We start from the raw sequence: 18,026 nt of genomic DNA, 5'->3' as shown, positions 1-18,026 counted from the left end.
AGCTATCAATCCTTCCACAAATTATTGGCAGCATATTTTAAGATTACATCACAGCAGTGTAAGCAGTATCCATTATTTTGCATTTCTTCTACCATCGCGTTGTATTTTTCAGCTTGCTCAGTATCTCTAACTCTTGACTTAGTTATAATTCTTGATAAATCTTTTACTGATGCCATAAGTTTCTTTTCGATAGCTTCTTTTAATGGCTCATAAGAAGTATAGTCTATCTTTGATCCATTTCTAACTAAGTAGAACATATATGATGTTACATCTGCTCTAAAGCCCTTAGCTGATGCTTCAGATACTCCAATTTGCTCTTCTATGCTTCTCATAAAATCTTCATCTGGATTTAATTCCTCTCCAGTTGAAGCATCTTTGATTTTTGTCTTATTAACAAAAGCTTCTGCATTATCTATATAATTATTGAATAAACTTTCAGCTTGTTCTCTAAATGAATGTATAAATGCCTTAGTAATTTCTTTTTCAAGAATCTTATTATATTCTTTTCTTATTGTATCTTGAATAAATGCAAGATATCTCTTCTTATCTTCAGCTGCAATATCAAGTTCCTTAATAGATTTTATTATGCTTTCCATTATGCTTAACGGATTTATACAATCATATTCTGAATTTGATAAAGCATTATCTATAGCTTTAACTATAAATCTTGTACTGATACCTTTCATTCCTTCATAAGGACCAGCTTCTTCTCTAAGTTCACTAATATCAATTCGTTTTGTTGTTCCTTTTTCAACTAAATCTTCACCATTATAAATCTTTAACTTAGTTATAGGGTCAACCTTAGCTGATGGAGTTAATCTTGAAAGTATAGCAAACATTGCTGCAATTTCAATAGTGTGTGGTGCAATATGAGCTTTAAAGTTACTCTTATTTAATATCTTTTCATATATTTTCACTTCTTCTGCAAGCTCTAAGCAGTAAGGTACTTCTACCTTAACTATTCTGTCTAAAATAGCTTCATTAGTATGGTCTGATTTAAACCTATTCCACTCAGCTTCATTAGAGTGAGCTATTATAAGACCATCAAAATAAATCATTGATCCTTTACCAGGTGATGGTATAGATTTTTCTTGAGTAGCTGTTATTATAGTATGAAGATATTCAACATCATTTTTAAATACTTCTATAAATTCAACTAATCCTCTATTACCAACGTTAAATGCACCGTTTAATGAGAATATTCTAGGGTCATCTTCTGGATAAATATCCATCTTAGAGATATCTATAGCTCCAGTAAGTATTGAAGTATCTTGGTTATTAGGGTCTACAGGTGGTACTACCCCTATACCTTTTCTTGAACGAATAGAAAATCCTGTTGTTTCTACTGGAACATTCTCATATTCACCATTATATTCATTCAATAATTTATACTTACATATTGGACATAAGTCTCCTTCAATTTGAACACCTAATAATTCGTTAAATTTTGGTCTTAAATGATTTGGCACTAGGTGTAAAGGTTCTTCATGCATTGGACAACCTTTGATTGCATATATAGGTTCACATTGAACTAATGCATTTTTCAAAGCTTCTACTAATGAAGATTTACCTGCTCCAACAGGACCTACAAGATATAATACTTGTCTAGATTCTTCACCTTTCATTGATGCAGAATGTAGGTAATTTACTATCTTCATAATTACATTATCAATACCAAAAAATTCATCTCTAAAGAATCCATATTTCTTTATGGTTTCGTTTCCGTATATTTTCTTTATTCTAGGGTTCTCTTCTCCCTTTAAAGTTTCAACTCCTTTACTCATAATAGTGTCATATATTCTCTTATGAGCAAGCTTAGCTACATCAGGATTTTCTCTTAGTATTTCCAAGTAATCTAGAAATGTGCCTTCAAACTTATCTCCATTTCTGCTTTCTCTATCTGTACGAATAAATTCCTTAAAATCCATAACTACTCCCCCTTTATAATTTAGTATATTATTGTCTTGAATATATATATGACTATTTTTTATATTAAAATGACTACATATTATTTAAATAAAAAAAGGTTAGGAATTATTTTCTCAATTCCTAACCTTTTTTTATCTATTATTTAATTCTTTTAAAATATTTTATTGCACCTTTTCGTGCCTCATCAAATCTAACAATTCTTCACCATACTTTTCAAACTTCTTCTCACCCATACCTCTTATAGATAATAACTCTTCTTTATTTTTAGGATGTTTGTTAGTAATTTCTATTAATGTTGAATCAGAAAAAATTATATATGGCTTAATTCCTTCTTTCATAGCTCTATCTTTTCTCCATAGTCTAAGACTATCAAATAATTCTTTGTTTAAAATCTTAACCTCTAAATCATCACTTAGTTTGCATATTACCTTTAATCCTGATTTTAATACCTTATAAGATTTATCGTTAAGCTTTAGCATAGAATATGTTCCTTCTTTTAAGTCAACATAGCCAAGTTCTAAAAGAGTTTTTATCAAATCTCTTATAAATTTACTGCTATAATCTTTCATTATTCCATAAGTAGTTAATTTATTTAATCCATCACTAGCTATTTTAGGCCCACTCATTCCTCTTAATACATCTACTAAGACAGAAATACCATACTTCTCCCTACTTCTATAAACACAAGAAAGTATCTTTTGAGCTTCTATTGTATAATCTCTAAGCTCCTCATTATTTAAACAATTACTACAGCTATTACAATAACCTCTTACATTTTTCTCACCAAAATAATTCAGTACAAAAGCCCTATAGCATTCTTTACTTTCACAAAGGTCTATCATTCTTTGAAGTTTCGATATCTCAACTTCCTTTCTATTAAGAGACGCTGTAGTATAAATTAAATATTCTAAAGTTCTTATATCACTTCTATTAAATAATAAATAACATTTAGAAATATCACCATCTCTTCCTGCTCTTCCTATTTCTTGATAATAACTTTCTATATTTTTAGGAATAGTAAAATGCACGATATATCTTACATTAGGTTTATCTATTCCCATTCCAAAAGCATTAGTAGCTATCATTACATTTATATTTTCTTTAAGAAATTCCTCTTGATAATATACCTTTTCATTATCTTTTAATCCTCCATGATATTTACCTACCTCATATCCTAAATCTTTAAGATAATAATAAAGATTATCTACCTCTTTTCTTGTAGCACAATAAATTATCCCTGCATTATCTTCATTTTCTCGTATAATATCTTTTACAAACTCTAATTTATCCTCTTCAATATGTACACTTATAATAAGATTATCTCTATCAAAACTACCAAGATATTTATATGGATTTCTTAAATCTAAAAGCTTTATTATATCTTCTCTAACTACTTCTGTTGCAGTTGCTGTAAAAGCCGTTATTACCGGTCTATTAGGTAAACTATTTATAAATGGCGCTATTTCCCTATAGCTCTTTCTAAAATCATGCCCCCATAAAGATACACAATGTGCTTCATCTATAGCTATTTGACTTATCTTCAATCTTCTTAATTGCTTTTTAAAAAAATCATTTTCTAATCGCTCTGGTGCTATATATAATAATTTTACCTCTCCACTTTTACACTTTAAAATTATGTTATCTATCTCTTCTAAACTTTGACTACTATTTATGTACTGTGCCGGTATTCCATTATAATCTAAACTATCAACTTGGTCTTTCATAAGTGCAATAAGAGGTGAAATAACTATTGTCATACCCTTAAATATAACTGCTGGTATCTGATAGCATATTGATTTTCCTCCACCAGTAGGTAAAACCCCAAAACTATCTCTACCCTTTAAAATATTAGTAATTATCTCATACTGCCCTTCCCTAAAAGAACTATAACCGTAATACCTTTTTAAAGCCTCAAATACAACATTCATATCATCACCCCTTTCTTTAGTTAAGAGTTAAAAGTTTATAGTTAATAGTTTCTTACTTTATATTTTAAAATCTGTTCAACAGATTTTTTTCCTTTAGTATAGAATCACCTCAAATTAAGTAATAAATTATTATAGTTGAAATGATATTTATTACTTGATTTTAAGTCCCATTAATCTTGTTAAGTCTAATCCTTGCATTGCTGTTACTGTAGCTCCATATATATTTTCTATATCGACATCTATTCCTTCAATATCACAACTTGTAAAATCTTGTTTTCCTAAGAATGTTTTATTAAAATATCCATTAGTTAAATCACATTCTTCAAAAACTACTTTATCCAGTTTTACTTCTTGAAATACTGCTTCTTTTAAATTAGATTCAATAAAGTTTACATTCTTTATTTTACTAAAAGAGAATGTTGCATAACCTCCCATTACATTTTGGAAAGTTGCATCTTTAATAGAACACTCTGAAAAATTAGCACCCATAAGCTTGCAATTTACAAATTCAACTCTATGTAAACCTCCACCAGAAAAAGATACATTAGATAAATCACAATTTTCAAATCTCGAATCTAATAAATCTATTCTAGTAAAATCGCAATCTTCAAATGCTACATTTCTAAATATACACGAATCAATAGTAATTCCAACATCATTTTTTTCTCTTATATCTCTATCTTCAATAATTTTATTTTGAATCTTTTCTTCATAAATCATTTCATCGTATATATCTTCAATTTCTTCAAAATCATCTATAAACTTAGGCTTTTGAACTTTTATTAACTTAGCCATAATACTCTCCTCTTTAATACCAAAATATTTATTAAATTAATAATACAACAAATATCTATAATTTTCTTTAAAAATATATTTATTATATAAATTATAACTATTTTTATACTTCTAAATAAATAAACTACCCATTAAACATTTTAAAATTATTTAAGAGGTAGTTTATATTTTTTAAATTTTAGTATTAACTTTTTTATCTAGTAAGTTTTTTAGATTTATTTAGTCGAAAATTTATATATAGTCTTTTCTTTAAAACTTTCTCCTTCTTTTAATATTACTGATGGGAAATTTGAACACTCTAGTGAGTTTGGGAAATATTGAGTTTCAAGACATAATCCAGCTCTCTTATTATAAACAGTATTACTCTTTCCGTTCTCTCCATCTAATACATTTCCACTATAAAACTGAACTCCAGGACATGTAGTATATATTTTCATTTCTATACCACTCTCATCTCCTTCAAGCTCTCCTACATACTTCATATTTTCTTCGGAGTCTAATATAAAGTTATGGTCATATCCTAATCCATTCTTTAATTGAATGTCTTCATCGTTTATATCTCTTCCTATTTTTTTACCTTCTCTAAAATCAAATGGAGATTCTTCTACATTTAATATATTTCCTGTTGGTAAGCAATGCTCATCATTTTCAGTATACTTACTTGCATTTAATTTTAACTTATGTCCTAATATATTACCTTTATTTTCACCATTTAAATTAAAATAACAATGATTTGTTAAGTTAACTATAGTCTCTCTATCAGTAGTTGCATAATAGCTTATTATTAGTTCACCTTCATCATTAAATTCATATTTTACTTCTATACTAAGGTTCCCTGGATACCCCTCTTCTAAATGCTTTGAAACTCTAAAAAAAGTTATACTATTTCCATTAATAATATGATCCCAAATATATCTATCAAATCCCTTTTTTCCTCCATGAAGATGATTAGGTCCATTATTAATAGCTAATTCATATTTAGTGTCATTTAAAATAAATTTACCTTCTTTTATTCTATTTGCATGTCTTCCTATAATAGCTCCTAAATACGATATATTATTTTCATATTCTTCTAAAGTTTTATATCCTAGACATACATCTACTAAATTTTCATTTTTGTCTAATACATTTATTGATGTTAATGTACATCCATAATCTAATATTGTAATATACTCTCCTATTTGATTTTCAATCTTAAACTCATGTACTGCGATACCTTCTTTAGTTATTCCAAACTCTCTTTTTGTTATTCTCATTACTATCCCCCACTAAATTATGTTGTTTCTAATATTTCTACTTAAAAATAAATCCTAAGTTGTGTTTATACTCTAATATTTCTCTAATTTTATCAGGTTCAAACTTATATTTATGATTATGATCTAATAATCCATTTACTTCTTGTTCTACATCAGTAAGTTGTGTATAACAGAACCCACATACGTCTTCTATATCCATAACAACTTGAGTTAGCTCATTTATCTTATTTATTACAGAATTCTGATCTTGTAATCTTTCTCCATATCCCCACGATTTATCTGAATTACTTTCATCAATATCGTATGCAATCCCACCATATTCACTTATAATTATTGGCCCATTATTATACTTATAGCCCTCACTATAACATTTTCTTGTACTAGTCTTAGATGGTGAACCATTTGCTGCTTCCTCTATATTTTTGTAACTTTCGGCCATAGTGTCCTTATCTGAATTATAATCATGAATAGTTAATATATCTGATATAGTATGTTCCCATCCATCATTACCAACTACTAATCTACTATTATCTAAAGATTTTATTAAGTAAACTAAGGCATTTACAAAGTTTTGTTGTTTTCTATCACTATATACTTCGTTTATTCCCCATGATTCATTTAAAAGTGTATAGACTATAACTGAAGGATTATTATAATGCTTGTCTATAAAAGAATATAATTCCTTTGTCACATTTTCATTTGTTATATTACTATATTCAAATGTACTTGGCATTTCTGCCCACATAACAAGACCTAATGTATCACATAGGTACATATATCTATTATCTTCTATCTTCTGGTGCTTTCTAGCTCCATTAAAGCCCATTTCTTTAATCTTTAATACATCATCCTTTAATTCTTCTGGTGTAGCAGTTAATCCACCATCTTTAAAATACCCTTGATCTAATATTAGTTTTTGGTAAAATTCTTGATTATTTAAGTATATCTTTCTTCCTATAGATTCAACTTTTCTCATACCAAAATAACTATCTATCTTATCCAGTGTTTCTTCTTTTCTACATAATTTAAATTTTATATCATAAAGATTTGGCGTATTTGGGGTCCAGAAGTTCAATCTAAAATCTGGATCTTCAGAACTTACATCTATAGTTAATCTTGCTCTCTTGGATTTAAATGCAGTCGCAAATCTAGTTATAAACTCTCCTTTAAAATAAACTTCTCCAAAAAGATCTACAGTTTTATCATCTTGATTTATTCTTATATCTAAATCTAATGATGCATTATCTATCTGTGGAGTCATTTTAACATCAGTTAAATATGTATCTCCTACTTCTTCAATCCATACTGGCTGCCATATACCTACTGTTCTTGTATACCAACATAAGAAATTTTCTTTTTTCCATGATTGTTTACCTATAGGTTGAGTGCACTCATTTCTATCTTCAACTCTTATAATTACTGAGTTATTTTCTTTAATATATCTTGTAATATCCAAACTAAAAGGAGTATGTCCTCCTACATGTGTGGCCATATGATTTCTATTTATCCATATATCGCATTTATAATCTACTGCTCCAAAATTTAATATATATCTCTTATTTGCTTTTATATCTATTTTTAACTCTTTTTTATACCATACAATTTGATGATCTTCATTTAATTCAATTCCTGAATTCTTAGTATGATAACTATATGGTACTTTAATTTTCATACTATAAAATGTATCATCCATGAAACGTTCATCTAACTCACCTACGTTTTCATCATCAAATGCAAATTTCCATTCTCCATTTAAATCAATCCAATTTTCTCTTACAAATTGAGGTCTTGGATAATGTAGCTTATCTAAAATAATAATCCTCTCCCATCCCAATAAGATTAGCTTAAACATTAATCAACTATGAATTCTTACACATATTTAATTAATCTTTTAGTTATTCTATTAACTTTTTAGTTACTTTTTATAATATAAATATATTTAATTTACTATCTTTTGTCAACGTTTTCTAATGCTGCTTTATTTAATAATACAGATAAATCTTTATGCTATAATAACTATATGAAATGGAGGACTGTTTGCATGGATAATCGCTATGTTGAAAAAAAATACATTAAAGCTTTAAATAAAAACTTACCTTTTTTCCAAGCACTTGCTAGTGATACAAGGTTAAAAATTATATCTTTACTTCAAAATAAAGAAATGTCAATTAAAGAATTAAGCTCTGCTCTTAATATTTCATCTGCTGTAGTTACAAAACATATAAACATATTAGAAGAAGTTGATATTATAGAGTCATACTCTCAACCTGGAGTAAGAGGATTACTTAAATTATGTAAAATAAAAACTAATGAAGTCCAAATTATATTAAATAATAATTATGAAGAGATTAATAAAAACTTTATTGAAATAGATATTCCTATTGGAGCTTATTCTTCTTTCAAAATATCTCCACCTTGTGGCTTATCATTAAAAGATAAATTATTTGGAGTTTTAGATGATCCTAGATATTTTGCTGCACCTAATAGAATTGACTTATCTTTAATATGGTTTACATCTGGATATTTAGAATATCCTATACCTACTTATGATATTAATTTCAACAACTTAGTTGAGATGGAAATTTCTCTAGAGATTTGTTCTGAATTCCCTGGATATAACAACTCTTTTAAGTCGGATATTTATTTTTACTTAAATAACATTCCTTTAGGAAAATGGATAAGTCCTGGTGATTTTGGTGATAGAAAAGGTGTGTTTACACCTAATTGGTGGAATCTTGGAAGTGAATATGGTTTACTAAAAACAATTAAAATAAATAATACTGGAGTATATCTAGATGGTATTAAACTTTCTTCAACACCTTTAAGTGAATTTTTAAAAGAAGATAATGATGCCCTATTATTTAAAATAGAATGCCCTGCTGATACCCATAATCCGGGTGGTATAAATATCTTTGGAAAAAACTTTGGTAATTTTGATCAAAATATTAAAGTTAAATGTCATTATAACAAGTAACCCTATTGTTTTTTACATAATATTTTCAAAAATATACACCCTAGTAAACTCTTACTAGGGTGTAGTAATAATAAAATAATTCTATAGTATATTTTCTCAAGTTAGTTTAAATTATAACTTTCACCAGGAGAAAGACACATCGCACTAACTCCAGTATTAGCTAAATTTGATATAACATTAACTGTTTTATCTTTATTTGAATGGAAAAGGATTATTGTTTTAGCTTTTAGATATTCATTAAACTCAACTACATCTACATCATCAAAGTGAACTTTAAAAATTACATGGCCTTTTTGTAATTTTACTAAATTGTTTTTACAATATTCATCATTAAATATTTCAGCACCTATAGTTCCCTTTGCTGCATGTCCTGTAATTATAACTTTATTTCTACTGTCTTCTTTAAGACGTTCAAAATAGTATTTTCCCTGAACTGCTGTAAGCATTCCGTCTTGAGTTAATATCACAGATGGCTCATCTTTTAAACATACTTCTTCTCTATCTTCCATTGTATCAATACATACAACATTTCCAGAGTCTAAGCTTCCCTCTATATTCTTAACCCAATCTGTCATATCTGATAATTTTTTATAATTATCTATTATTTCTTTATCAACATATAATGGCATGTCTTTTATATTTTCACAAAGGAATTTATATATATCACATCCACGTCCATTTGGAGGTAATGGTAACACAGCCTTTCCCCCTATTGATAAAGTTTCTTTAACTGAATTTAATAATATTTCATACTGCTGAGATTGCTTAAGTATCTTTCCTGCATAGGCACAATTAAGAATTGCTGCATCAACTTCATGTGGTTTATCATTATGTAGAAGCATAGGTTCTGATACTATGTCTCCAGAATAGAATATCTTCTTTCCTTCGACATTTACTATAAACCATATCCCACCTACAACGTGCCCACTACGTCCAACTGTTATCTCTACGCCGTCAATATTATTTAATCCTATATTAAGTGTTTCAAATTCAACCTTTGTTATATCTTCTTCACTAAATGGAATTACTCCATTATTTTCTTTAACAAAGTTTTTCCACTTATTCATAAAGTTTGGTGTTGAATTTGCTGTTGGGCTCGAAGCATATACTTTACCTCTATATCCCATACTATATATTAAAGGCAGTGAAGCACTATGATCTTCATGTGCATGAGATAATAATACAAATCTTAGTTTAGATACTAATTCCTTTGTTAAAACAGGATAATCACCTACACCATTTTCATTAATCTCTCTTTTTACACCACAGTCTAATAAAATGACACCTTCTGACCATTCAATAGCATAGCAGTTACGTCCATTTTCACCACTACCGCCTAATGAATATAATTTAATCATCGTTTCCTCCCGCTTTTCTCAACTTAAGCTCCATATTTCTTTGTATGCCCTAAGTAATCCATTATTGTACTCATAAATTGTGCACCAGTATATCCATTTATGATACCTTTTGCTATTGCTCTTTCACCACATGAAGTACATTCATCAACCCTAACATTAGGTCCCCATAAAAATGCAGGTACTGGATCTGCACTGTGATCTCTAACATGACATGGTGTTGAATGGTCTGCTGCTAAAGCTAAATAAGTATTATCCTTATCTATTTTAGTTAACCAATAAGTAAACATAGCATCTATCTGTTCAACTATTTTAGCTTTCTTTAATGGTTCATTATCATGCCCGCAAAGGTCTGTTCCCTTAATATGAACTATAACTAAATCATGATTTTCAAGTTCATCAAGAACCTTCTGTGCTTTTCCTAAGTAATTTGTATCAAATCCTCCAGTAAAGCTTTCATCTGTTGCATAGTCGAAGTTACACATCTTTCCTATACCAGTTATAGTTTCATCTCCAGCAATTACACTAACCTTTACTTTAGGGAATATACTTTCAATCGGAGGCAGTACCATTGCAGCAGCTGCTCCTCTTGTTATTATAAAGTTTGCTTTGTGTAAGCCCTTCTTTTCTCTTTCTATATTTACAGGATGTTTATCCCAAACCTCTTTTACGTGTAGTTGGAACTTCCAAAGCGCTTCTGCACTCTTTTGATAGTTATTTTCTTGTATAGGACATATCATCTTGCTTCCTTCACAAGCTGTTCCTGGATCAGTATCAACTATATGCCAATCTAAGTCTTCTCCACTCATAACTACAGCTACTCTATGTTCTGTAAGTGAAAGAATCTTAAACGTACATCCATCAACTTCATATCCATCAACAGCTTCTATTAATGCTTTTATATCTTCTTTATCTTTAATACGTCCTGCTCTTCTGTCTATAACTACTAAATCATCATCTACAGTTCCTAAATTTCCACGGAAAGCAACATCACCTTTTTTCATTTCTAATCCAGCACTATAAGCTTCAACAGCTCCACGGCCAGTATAATGTTCATCTGGATTATATCCAAAAAGACATATGTGCCCCCAGTCTGTTCCTACACGGCACCCTGGACGGTATGGATGTACCAGTCCTGTCATACCTTCTTTACATAATAAATCCATAGTTGGCGTATTAGCATACTCTAATGGTGTTAATCCATTTAATTCTGCTATAGGGCGATCTCCTAAACCGTCAGCTATAAGATAAATTCCTTTAGCCTTCCCCATTTTACTTCGCCTCCTTTAATCTTTCCTTTATTACGAATGCTGAAATTCCTATTACAACTACCCATATAGCAACTACTGCTACTGTGCTATTTGTAAATGGTTTCCCAAAAGTAAACTTAAAAGTTGAGCTTCCAGCTACTGCAACTCCGCCATTTAAAGAAAGTGTTCTTTGTCCTGCTTCATTCTCACTTAATGTATACTTTGTTACATTACTTGGAGTCATAACACTTATTGGCTCCATTCCATTAGGAAGGGCTATAGTTAAATTATAAGATTCTATTTTATTTGAGCTCTTGTTAGTAAACTTGTATTCCATTAAAGCTGTTGGTATACCGGTTTCTGGATCATCATTCTCAACTGCATAAAAATCCTTACAGATAACTTCAGCTATAACATTTACTTCTGTTTCTGGCATTTCTGAGTTTAATGTAAAGTATGAAACACTACCTACTTTAGTAAGTTCTCCATCAACTGCTTGTCCATCTATAGAAGCATTTATTAGTTCTGAATCTTCTACACTTACTGGAATATACACTATACCTTCATCAGAAGTTTTAGCAGTCATTTCTATATTTAAAATAGCATCACTATTTTCTGCTGGTACAAATGACTCGCTATATTTACTAATAGTGAAAGTTTCAACTGAAGCTTCCGCAACAACTGGATATGATATAGCTGCTACAGCTACAGCAAGCGTTACCATGAATTTGCTAATATATTTATTCATAAATGTTCTCCTTATCTCATTTCTTTGTTTTTTTATTAAACAAGACCTATAATACGGAACCATGTGAAGTAACATACTCCCATAATTAACCACTTAGCTGTTAAAACTAATAATCCATATACTAATTGATTACTGATAGTAAAGTAATTTGTACTATAGAATATTAAGTTTGGTTTACAGTGTGGTGGAAGAGTTATACTATCACAAATAGTTAATGATGCAGGAAGTGCAAATAATAATGGATTAACACCAGCCGCAGTTGCTAAAGTAATAGTAGTTGGAATTAATATAACTGTTCTAACTGTTTTACTTGTAAATACCATATGGCTGAAACTCGCTACAAACATAACTATCATGAATAAAATAAATGGATTCATTCCTGATAAATCAAGAGTACCAAATACCTTATTTAATAAGAATGCCGCAACACCTGATTTATCTAATGCTAGTCCACCAGCATAAGCTCCACAAGAAAATATCATTAATTCCCATGGAATCTTAGTCTCTTTCCAGTTAAGGAATCCTATATATGGTAAGTAGAATAATACTGCTGAAACAACAGCTACCATTGCTAAGCTTATTTGAACTCCAAATATGTTTGCATGGTATCCATCAGTACACCATAAGAATACTGTAATAGCGAATATAATAAGTGCTTTTATTTCATTCTTAGACATTTTACCTAGATCTTTATATTGCTCAGCAAGAGATTTTTCTTGTCCGCTTTCTGTACTTAAAGATGGTTTTTTTATTTCTAATGGGAATAAAACTTGAGCTATTACGAATGAAGCAATCATAGTTAAAATAGCTATAGGCATACCTGCTATAAACCATTTACCCCATGTTACTTCTATTCCTGCTAAATCCTTTATGTATCCAGCCGCCATTATTTGAGCTGCTGTTGCAGTTAATATACCAGAAGTAGCTATATTGTTAACATGTATTTCTTGAAGCATCATTTGACGTCCAAAATTACTTTCACCTGGTACAGCATTGTATATTTTACAAATCATCATAGTGATTGGTAATAATAATGCAGCACGAGCTGTAGTTGATGGAATTACAAATGCTAATAAGAAATTAACAAATATTAATGATAAAAGTGCACCTTTTGCAGTTTTACCAAATTTAGAAACTACGAATAATGCTAAACGCTTTGCAAATCCTGACTTTTCCATCCCTGAAGTGATAACAAATGCCGATAACATTAACCAAATAACGTCATAACCTAAAACACTAAATATTGAACTTTGATCCCAGCCACCAGTAAGTGCTAATATAACAACAACTAATAAAGCTGAAGCATATGTAGGAATTGCTTGTGAAACCCAAAGTACTAGTGCCATAAGGAATGTTGCTAAAGCAGTCTTCCCTTGGAAAGTCATTCCAACAGGCGTCTTCATTGTTATTATTAAACCAAAAACAAGTAACGCCACTGGAATCCCTAAAATTTTCATCCAGTCACGTTTTGTACTAGATGATTTCGATACAGATGTAGTCTTCATAATATCCTCCCAAATTTTATATAACTTTTTAGTTATGGAATTAATTTAAATTTAAATGTAAAATTTAATATTATTCCTTTAAGATTATATTAAGAAATCGTATTCTAGTCTAATTCCATTATTTACTCACCTTATAACTTTTTGTTATAATAAATAATTATTAATGAATTTAGGAGATATATTTATGAACATAGAAAAACTAAAAAGTTTCTGTAAGGTAGTAGAATATGACAGTTTCTCTAAAGCATCTGAAGAATTATTCTGTAGTCAGCCTGCCATCTCAAAACAGATTAAATCTCTCGAAAAAGAAATCGGTTTCTCACTCTTTGATCGTGATGGTAAAAAGATAACATTAAATTCAAATGGACAAATAGTCTATAAATATGCACAAAGAATTTTAGATGAAATTGCTGAAATGAATAGAGAAATTATAGAAATCAACAGTTCTCTTTCTCCTGTGATTTCCTTTGGGGCAACTAATTTTATTGGAGTACATATAATAACGCCTAAAATAAGTAGATTTAAAGAAGCTAATGCTGAAGCATCACTTTCTTTTACAATTGATTTTATACCTAATATTTTAAAAATGCTTCAATTTAATAAATTCTCATTTGCTTTTATATCTGAATCTAATTTACTTAATGATTATCCCGATATAGAAACGGAATTTTTTAGAGATGATGAACTTATACTTGCAGTACCATATAATCATCCTTGGGCTAAAAGACAATACATTAATTTAGATGAGTTAAAGAATGAAACCTTTTTAGTATCCCAACCTAATTCTGCTGTTAGAAACTTTATAGAAAAGCAACTTTATTCAAAAGGTATAGTTCTTACTAATATCAATAATTTGTATAATATTGAAGGGATAAAACAGTCTATCCTAAGTGGTCATGGTATTTCTATAATTCCTAAAGAGGCAATTATTACTGAACTCAATCATAAATTATTAGTGGAAGTCCCTATAAAAGATTTAACCTTTACTAGAAAATTGTTTATTGCTTACAAAAAAAATAAGCGTTTCACTTCAATGGAGAGAAATTTCATACAGTCGCTATAAAAACAAAAGAGTATTGACATTCCATCAATACTCTTTTTATTATTAAATTTTATAGCTTACTATACTATCATTTTCTGAAATCACATCATGAAACTTTAAATATAAGATTAATTAAATTTACTCATAAATACTATCAGCAGCCAAATTTCTTAAATTAATATACTTAGTTTTAATACAATAAATTAGGTAGTAACAATGATATCTGCGGTATATATGTTATTAATAGCAACGATATCAGCATTGCTATAATAAATGGTATGGACTCCCGTATGAAATCTTCTAACTTACAATCTGTCATTGAACAGCAGGTGAACATCATAGAGCCGAATGGTGGTGTGATTCCTCCAATCATGATATTAACTATAGCTATAAGACCAAAGTGTATTGGGTCTACCCCTAGCTTAGTAACTACCGGCACTAAAAGAGGTGCAATTATTATTAATGCTGCTCCACCTTCTAGGAACATACCTAAAAGTAATAATAATATATTGATTAAAAGTAACATTAAATATTTATTACTTGTTATTCCTAATAATAAACCTGTCAATTGTTGAGGAATCATTTGCCATGTCATATAGTACCCAAATACAGATGCTGCAATAATTATTAATACAACCGTACTTGTTCCATAAACTGTTTCCTTTATTATTGCTGGAATATGAGAAACCTTTAAATTCCTATAAATAAATACTCCTACTATAATACAGTAAACTACAGCTACAGCCCCTGCTTCTGATGGAGTAAATACTCCCATTCTAAGTCCAGCTATAATTCCAAAAGGAAATAATAAAGCCCATATAGAATCTAAGGCTTGTCTTGCTATTTCTCCAAGAGTAGCACACTTTTCACGGGTTGGCATGTACCCTCTCTTTTTTGCAATTATATTAACTGTAATCATTAATGCTACAGCCATTAAAATTCCTGGAATGTATCCAGCCATAAACATCTTACCAACTGATACACTTGCTATTAAAGCATAAACTATTAAGTTTATTCCCGGAGGTATTACTGGAGTTACCGCTGATGATGCCGCTGTGATAGCAGCTGCAGTAGCTTTTTTATACCCTCTCTTCTCCATTTCTGGAACAAGCATCTTACACTGCATAGCTGCATCAGCATTTGCTGAACCAGATACCCCTCCCATTAATACGCTCAAAAGAACATTAACTTGTCCTAATCCACCTTTCATATGCCCAGTTAAAACTTCAGCAAACTTCATAAGCTTTCCACTGATTCCAGCATAGTTCATTATAGACCCAGCTAATATAAAGAAGGGAATTGCTAACAATGGAAATGACTGTGCACTAGTTATAAACTTTTGTAATATTAAATCAACAGGTGCTCCGTGGTCTAGGAATGTAAAATAACTAAGAGTTGCTCCAAATAAAGCATAAGCTATTGGTATTCCTGTGAAATATAATAAGAATACTATTAATATCGGTAAAAATGCCATAATACTTTCCTCCTATGAATTATTTTCTTCTTTAATCTTTTTAAAATCTCTTACCAAAAAGATTATCGAGTACATTGTCATCAATGCAAATCCAATAACTAATGATGAAGAAACATATGCAGACGAAATTCCAAGTACTGCTGTAGGTTTAATATACGAACGACTTATATAAATAATTCCAATGTAAGTAATATATCCATTTAAAAGTATTAATATTAAATCTACTAAAATTATGACTATATTTCTAATTGTCTTTGGTAGCTTGTTTACAATTATATCTACACCTATATGTTGCCCTCTTTTATATGAAGCTGCTGCACCAATGAATACGCTCCATACAAAACATATAGTTGCTACCTCTTCAGACCAATATAAACCTGTTTTCATAAAGTATCTCAAAAATACATTTATAACAACAAGCACAGTTGTTATCATTATAAAAGTACCAGCAATAATTTCTTCAAAATTACTCAATATACGTTTGAATAAAGATTGTTCTTTCATAGTTTCCCCCTTAGTTATCTCTCATCTTTTTTAATTCTTCTTGAAGCATATCGTAAATACCAGGAGTTACTCCATCCATATTTTCATAAACGACCTTAGTTACTTCTGAAAATGCTTCAGTATCCACTTCATTAAATTGAACGCCAAAAGATTCAAGATCTGCTACGGTCTGCTCATATGATTCATTCATTATCTCTATCATTTCCTGTGCTCCATAAGCAAACTCTTCTTCTATAATATTACGGTATTTTTCTGGAATACTATTAAAAAGATCTAAGTTTATATAAGCTCCACAAGTTCCTAGAAAATGCTTAGTTAATGCAACATTCTTTACAACCTCATAACATTTAGTTCCTATATTAGAAAACTCTGAGCCTTCTAATCCATCAACAACCCCTTGTTGTACTGCTGATATTGTTTCCCCGAAAGTTAGGGATGTTGCAGTTGCTCCCATGGCATTTATTGAATCAATAAATAACTTACTTCCAGGTGTACGAAGCTTAACTCCCTTAAGGTCTGCTGGAGTTTCAATAACTTTATTAGTCATTAAGTTTCTAAAACCAAAAATATAATCAAGACCTAATATCTTTATCCCCTTTTCTTCAGCCTTTTTTATCATATCTTGCACAAGCTCTGTTTGTATCATCTCACTATATTCCTCAAAAGAAGTATAAAGCATAGGTCCTACTAAAGCTTTAAAGTCTGGAACATAATCTCCTAAATATGATGGATCTTCAACAGATATAAAATGTGCTCCACGGACAACATATTCAAGGCCATCTTTATATGTAGCTAATTGCCCTTGTGGAAATGTTAAAATTTCAATAGCTCCATCTGTCTTCTCATAAATTCTTTCAGCTATCAAATCCATAGTTTTTGTTAACTGTTCATCTGGTGAGAATACGTGGCTTAGTCTTAAAGTTAATTTGTAGTCTTCATCATTAATGTTTTTGTTTCCACAAGCAGCTAGATTTAACATCATCAATACTGAGATGCTTGATAATACAACCCGTCTCCCTATGCTCCCCCATTTTTTCATTTTGTTTCCCCCTAAGCTAATAATTCGATCTGTTAAGTTATATGAACATTGCTCTTCTCAACCCAAGGAAATACAATAGGTTTGCAAGACTAAATAATACCCCCTTCGAAAAGGAGAGAAGAACAATGAGCAAAACTAATATAAAATGCCCACGCTGTAATTCTGATAAACTATACAAGTTTGGTATGAATAAGCAGGCTAAACAAAAGTATCAATGTAAGCAGTGT

General features: G+C 29.9%; 15 protein-coding genes. 3 read left to right on the top strand and 12 right to left on the bottom strand.

Annotated elements, in window-relative coordinates; translation table 11 throughout:
• Window positions 1-5: 5 nt before the first annotated feature.
• The 5 genes from H8S10_RS08505 to H8S10_RS08485 all read right to left on the bottom strand — a co-directional run bounded on the left by H8S10_RS08505 (window position 6) and on the right by H8S10_RS08485 (window position 7,760).
• On the bottom strand, window positions 6-1,928 hold the full coding sequence (locus H8S10_RS08505) for a PrkA family serine protein kinase (protein ID WP_055264497.1): 1,923 nt from the start codon (window positions 1,926-1,928) through the stop codon (window positions 6-8).
• A 162-nt stretch (window positions 1,929-2,090) separates the two neighbouring features.
• Window positions 2,091-3,857 carry a DNA helicase RecQ gene (gene recQ / locus H8S10_RS08500; RefSeq protein ID WP_186838574.1) on the bottom strand — a complete coding sequence of 589 codons (1,767 nt, stop codon included), beginning with the start codon at window positions 3,855-3,857 and terminating at the stop codon, window positions 2,091-2,093.
• A 150-nt stretch (window positions 3,858-4,007) separates the two neighbouring features.
• Window positions 4,008-4,652, bottom strand: a complete 645-nt coding sequence (locus H8S10_RS08495; protein ID WP_186838573.1) for a pentapeptide repeat-containing protein — start codon at window positions 4,650-4,652, stop codon at window positions 4,008-4,010.
• Window positions 4,653-4,867: 215 nt separating this feature from the next.
• Window positions 4,868-5,908, bottom strand: coding sequence for an aldose epimerase family protein (locus H8S10_RS08490; RefSeq protein WP_186838572.1), 1,041 nt, complete (start codon window positions 5,906-5,908; stop codon window positions 4,868-4,870).
• A 37-nt stretch (window positions 5,909-5,945) separates the two neighbouring features.
• The gene (locus tag H8S10_RS08485; protein ID WP_186838571.1) at window positions 5,946-7,760 is read right to left on the bottom strand and encodes a sugar-binding domain-containing protein; all 1,815 of its coding nucleotides are present in this window, start codon (window positions 7,758-7,760) and stop codon (window positions 5,946-5,948) included.
• Between the two features lie 189 nt (window positions 7,761-7,949).
• On the opposite strand from H8S10_RS08485, the gene H8S10_RS08480 reads away from it, so the two are divergent.
• Window positions 7,950-8,882 carry a helix-turn-helix domain-containing protein gene (locus tag H8S10_RS08480; protein ID WP_055264507.1) on the top strand — a complete coding sequence of 311 codons (933 nt, stop codon included), beginning with the start codon at window positions 7,950-7,952 and terminating at the stop codon, window positions 8,880-8,882.
• Window positions 8,883-8,983: 101 nt separating this feature from the next.
• On the opposite strand, the gene H8S10_RS08475 is transcribed toward H8S10_RS08480, so the two are convergent.
• From H8S10_RS08475 to H8S10_RS08460, 4 genes are read right to left on the bottom strand one after another with little or no spacing between them, the layout of a single operon-like run.
• Window positions 8,984-10,240 (bottom strand): MBL fold metallo-hydrolase, encoded by a 1,257-nt coding sequence (locus tag H8S10_RS08475; protein ID WP_186838570.1) that lies wholly within the window; start codon window positions 10,238-10,240, stop codon window positions 8,984-8,986.
• 23 nt (window positions 10,241-10,263) lie between these two features.
• Window positions 10,264-11,508 (bottom strand): 2,3-bisphosphoglycerate-independent phosphoglycerate mutase, encoded by a 1,245-nt coding sequence (apgM, locus tag H8S10_RS08470; protein ID WP_055264511.1) that lies wholly within the window; start codon window positions 11,506-11,508, stop codon window positions 10,264-10,266.
• Between the two features lies 1 nt (window position 11,509).
• Window positions 11,510-12,235 (bottom strand): hypothetical protein, encoded by a 726-nt coding sequence (locus H8S10_RS08465; RefSeq protein ID WP_186838569.1) that lies wholly within the window; start codon window positions 12,233-12,235, stop codon window positions 11,510-11,512.
• Between the two features lie 35 nt (window positions 12,236-12,270).
• Window positions 12,271-13,740 carry a DASS family sodium-coupled anion symporter gene (locus tag H8S10_RS08460; protein ID WP_186838568.1) on the bottom strand — a complete coding sequence of 490 codons (1,470 nt, stop codon included), beginning with the start codon at window positions 13,738-13,740 and terminating at the stop codon, window positions 12,271-12,273.
• Between the two features lie 184 nt (window positions 13,741-13,924).
• On the opposite strand from H8S10_RS08460, the gene H8S10_RS08455 reads away from it, so the two are divergent.
• Window positions 13,925-14,803, top strand: coding sequence for a LysR family transcriptional regulator (locus H8S10_RS08455; RefSeq protein WP_055264515.1), 879 nt, complete (start codon window positions 13,925-13,927; stop codon window positions 14,801-14,803).
• A 169-nt stretch (window positions 14,804-14,972) separates the two neighbouring features.
• On the opposite strand, the gene H8S10_RS08450 is transcribed toward H8S10_RS08455, so the two are convergent.
• The 3 genes from H8S10_RS08450 to H8S10_RS08440 are packed head-to-tail and all read right to left on the bottom strand — an operon-like array spanning window position 14,973 to window position 17,799.
• On the bottom strand, window positions 14,973-16,256 hold the full coding sequence (locus tag H8S10_RS08450; RefSeq protein ID WP_186838567.1) for a TRAP transporter large permease: 1,284 nt from the start codon (window positions 16,254-16,256) through the stop codon (window positions 14,973-14,975).
• 12 nt (window positions 16,257-16,268) lie between these two features.
• Window positions 16,269-16,760 (bottom strand): TRAP transporter small permease, encoded by a 492-nt coding sequence (locus H8S10_RS08445; protein ID WP_186838566.1) that lies wholly within the window; start codon window positions 16,758-16,760, stop codon window positions 16,269-16,271.
• Between the two features lie 10 nt (window positions 16,761-16,770).
• Window positions 16,771-17,799, bottom strand: a complete 1,029-nt coding sequence (locus tag H8S10_RS08440; protein WP_055264520.1) for a C4-dicarboxylate TRAP transporter substrate-binding protein — start codon at window positions 17,797-17,799, stop codon at window positions 16,771-16,773.
• Between the two features lie 125 nt (window positions 17,800-17,924).
• On the opposite strand from H8S10_RS08440, the gene H8S10_RS08435 reads away from it, so the two are divergent.
• Window positions 17,925-18,026 (top strand): IS1 family transposase (locus H8S10_RS08435; protein WP_347707662.1); only part of this gene is annotated, 102 nt, incomplete at its 3' end.

The sequence above is a fragment of the Clostridium sp. NSJ-49 genome (assembly GCF_014287725.1).
GTDB lineage: Bacteria > Bacillota > Clostridia > Clostridiales > Clostridiaceae > Clostridium > Clostridium disporicum_B.
Note: the sequence above shows the minus strand (reverse complement) of the source record. Positions and strands in the feature narration are given on the sequence as shown.

What these genes read in the sequence shown, in the direction of transcription:
- H8S10_RS08505 (WP_055264497.1), bottom strand. Translation starts at nt 1,928, where the DNA reads ATGGATTTTAAGGAATTTATTCGTACAGATAGAGAAAGCAGAAATGGA.
- recQ (WP_186838574.1), bottom strand. Translation starts at nt 3,857, where the DNA reads ATGAATGTTGTATTTGAGGCTTTAAAAAGGTATTACGGTTATAGTTCT.
- H8S10_RS08495 (WP_186838573.1), bottom strand. Translation starts at nt 4,652, where the DNA reads ATGGCTAAGTTAATAAAAGTTCAAAAGCCTAAGTTTATAGATGATTTT.
- H8S10_RS08490 (WP_186838572.1), bottom strand. Translation starts at nt 5,908, where the DNA reads ATGAGAATAACAAAAAGAGAGTTTGGAATAACTAAAGAAGGTATCGCA.
- H8S10_RS08485 (WP_186838571.1), bottom strand. Translation starts at nt 7,760, where the DNA reads ATGTTTAAGCTAATCTTATTGGGATGGGAGAGGATTATTATTTTAGAT.
- H8S10_RS08480 (WP_055264507.1), top strand. Translation starts at nt 7,950, where the DNA reads ATGGATAATCGCTATGTTGAAAAAAAATACATTAAAGCTTTAAATAAA.
- H8S10_RS08475 (WP_186838570.1), bottom strand. Translation starts at nt 10,240, where the DNA reads ATGATTAAATTATATTCATTAGGCGGTAGTGGTGAAAATGGACGTAAC.
- apgM (WP_055264511.1), bottom strand. Translation starts at nt 11,508, where the DNA reads ATGGGGAAGGCTAAAGGAATTTATCTTATAGCTGACGGTTTAGGAGAT.
- H8S10_RS08465 (WP_186838569.1), bottom strand. Translation starts at nt 12,235, where the DNA reads ATGAATAAATATATTAGCAAATTCATGGTAACGCTTGCTGTAGCTGTA.
- H8S10_RS08460 (WP_186838568.1), bottom strand. Translation starts at nt 13,740, where the DNA reads ATGAAGACTACATCTGTATCGAAATCATCTAGTACAAAACGTGACTGG.
- H8S10_RS08455 (WP_055264515.1), top strand. Translation starts at nt 13,925, where the DNA reads ATGAACATAGAAAAACTAAAAAGTTTCTGTAAGGTAGTAGAATATGAC.
- H8S10_RS08450 (WP_186838567.1), bottom strand. Translation starts at nt 16,256, where the DNA reads ATGGCATTTTTACCGATATTAATAGTATTCTTATTATATTTCACAGGA.
- H8S10_RS08445 (WP_186838566.1), bottom strand. Translation starts at nt 16,760, where the DNA reads ATGAAAGAACAATCTTTATTCAAACGTATATTGAGTAATTTTGAAGAA.
- H8S10_RS08440 (WP_055264520.1), bottom strand. Translation starts at nt 17,799, where the DNA reads ATGAAAAAATGGGGGAGCATAGGGAGACGGGTTGTATTATCAAGCATC.